This window comes from Stenotrophomonas sp. 278, assembly GCF_003935715.1.
Lineage (GTDB): Bacteria > Pseudomonadota > Gammaproteobacteria > Xanthomonadales > Xanthomonadaceae > Stenotrophomonas > Stenotrophomonas maltophilia_AH.
In genome coordinates, this window is sequence record NZ_RHPP01000260.1 from 1 (window position 1) to 2,381 (window position 2,381).

Genomic DNA, 2,381 nt, shown 5'->3' on the forward strand with positions numbered 1-2,381 from the left:
GCTGCTGCGCCAGCACGCCCAGATGCGCGGCCAGGGTGCTGCTGCCGACGCCGGCACGCACGCCCAGCACCAGCACCAGGCGTGCCTTGTGGGGTGCTGCCGCCGGTGTGGCGCGGGTGCCGCTGGTGCCGGCAGCACGGCGCAGCACTGCGTCGATGTCGGAGGTGCCGGTGTCCATGTCGAGGATGTCGCGCAGGCCGCAGCGCACCGCCGCGACAATGCCGTCGACCTGTTCACTGGTGGTCGAGCCCACCGCCACCAGTGCCAGCTCCGGCTGGCTGCGCTGTAGTTGCCGGGCCAGTTCGGTGGAAGTGCAGGCCGCGGCGCGGCGGAAATCAAGCAGCACCACGCAGTGCGGCTGGCGACGGTGCGCGTCGAGCGCGGCAGCGCCGCCGGCGCTGTCGACCCAGTGCACGCTGACGCCCACCGGCAGGCGCTCGCCGAGCAGGCCGGCGAGGTCGCGTACCGGCGCGAACAGCACCAGGGTCATGGGAGCCGGGGCAGGGTGGAGAAGCTGCAAAGAGGCAGACATGGAAGCGAAGGTCCTGGCACGGGGTCAGCGGGAGAAACCAGGCAGCTGGTCGGAGGAAGCAGGGCTGAGCAGCCATGCCCCCCACACCGGCTGGTTGGGCGTGGCCTCGCGTTCGCCGGGCAACGGTACGGTGGTGCCCTTGGCCAGCGGTTGCACCAGGCGCGGGGTGACGATGATCACGAGTTCCTTCTCCTCTTTCTTGTAGTTCAGGCTGCGGAAGAACGATCCGATGATTGGCAGGTCGCCGAGCAGCGGTACCTTGTCGACGTTGGAGCTGACCGAACTGCTGACCAGCCCGCCGATCACGAAGGTTTCGCCATCGCCCAGCTCCACCGTGGTGTCGGCGCGACGGGTGGTGATGGAGGGAATCTGCACGCCGTTGTAGGCAATGCCGGCGGCGTAGTTGAGGTCGCTGGCTTCCGGTGCCACCTTCAGCGCGATGCGGTCCGGGCTGAGCACGGTCGGGGTCACGGTGAGGCCGATGCCGAACGGTTTGAAAGTCACCGTGGTGGTGCCCAGGCCTTGCGGCTCCAGGATCGGCAGCTCGCCGCCGGCCAGGAAACTGGCGCTCTGGCCGGACAGTGCCACCAGGGTCGGCTCGGCCAGCACGCGGGCCATGCCGTTGCTCTGCAGCAGGTCGATGTTGGCGGCCCAGCCGTGCGTGAGCGACTTGAATACCAGGCCGAATGCCGAGGACAGCGGATTGCTGTCGGTGCCGGTGGGGGCACTGCCGACGGGCGGCGTGATGGCGGGCGCGACGCCACCGGGTCGGACCACGCCGTAGGAGAAGCCGTTGTTCTGGTTCGCGAAGTTCATGCCGATCTCGCGTAGCACGGTCTTGTTGAACTCCACCACCTTCACTTCCACCTGGACCACGCCGCTGCTGGCCACCGTGGAGACGTCCGCCAGCTGGCCCTCGCGGCCCAGCGTCGCCTGCGCGGCCTTGCGGCTGCGTTCGTGAGCCAGCACGCTGGGGGCATTCCCCTGCAGCAGGCCCTGCTGTTCCTGCACGGTGAGCTGCAGGTCGTCGCCGTCGGCCAGTGCGCCGTGCACCGCGCTGCGCACTTCCACCTGCAGACGCTGCGGTTCGGTCTGTTGGTGGTGCCACAGCAGCAGCGTGGTCACGCCGGCGTTCTTGCCGACCAGCAGCGCCTGCCGGCCCTTCAGCATCACCACGTCGGCAACGCCCGGGTCGGCGATGGCCACGCGCTCGAGATTTGGCGGCAGTGTCCACGGCTGCTGCTCGCGTACCTGCAGCACCACGTCGGCACGCGCCCAGGCGGGCGGCGGGAGCAGAACAAGTCCCAGCAGCAACGCCACCAGCACGGCGATGGGCGGCAGAAGGGGAGCAATGGCAGCGGGGCGACGCGTCATGAAAGGTCTCTGCATGGTGTCAACGAGAACCGCTGTTGTAGGAAGGCTCTCCGCGGATGATTTCCACACCGGGGCTGAGGCGCGGGGCGGCGCGACGTACCGGGGCAACTGCACGGACCACGGGCGCAGGCGCGGTGCCCTGAGCCGTGCGACGACCGGCCAGTGCGTCGGCGTCAATACCGGCGAACGCGTCGTTCTCGGGTGAGGAAAGCGCGAGCTGTTGTTCCGGGCTCAACGCACGGCGCGGGCTCAGTACCGCTACGGTCGGAGCGAAAAGATCCTGGTCGGGCAGGCCGACATCGGCGGGGTTGCGCAGTGCCAGGAACAGCTTGCCCTGCTGCGCGCCCAGCAGCAGGCGGTTTGCCTCTTCCACCGGGACGGCCAGGACCGCGCTTCTGGCCGGTGCGGATGCGTTGTCTGCGGTGCTGCCGCTGCCGGCGCTGCTGCCCTGGATGTCGGCGGCGCGGCTGTCGGC

1 protein-coding gene and 2 pseudogenes are annotated in these 2,381 nt (G+C 69.4%); all 3 read right to left on the minus strand.

The annotated features are described in order from the left end of the window. Positions 1–532, minus strand: a pseudogene (locus EGJ34_RS21380) (fimbrial protein); the annotation flags it as partial. Between the two features lie 24 nt (positions 533–556). Beyond that, positions 557–1,906: a type II and III secretion system protein family protein gene (locus EGJ34_RS21385; RefSeq protein WP_125362410.1), complete on the minus strand. Its 1,350-nt coding sequence runs from the start codon at positions 1,904–1,906 to the stop codon at positions 557–559. Positions 1,907–1,925: 19 nt separating this feature from the next. After that, a pseudogene (locus EGJ34_RS22430) lies at positions 1,926–2,381 on the minus strand (Flp pilus assembly protein CpaB); the annotation flags it as partial.

Coding starts and splice junctions, on each gene's coding strand:
- EGJ34_RS21385 (WP_125362410.1), bottom strand. CDS start 1,906: ATGACGCGTCGCCCCGCTGCCATTGCTCCCCTTCTGCCGCCCATCGCC.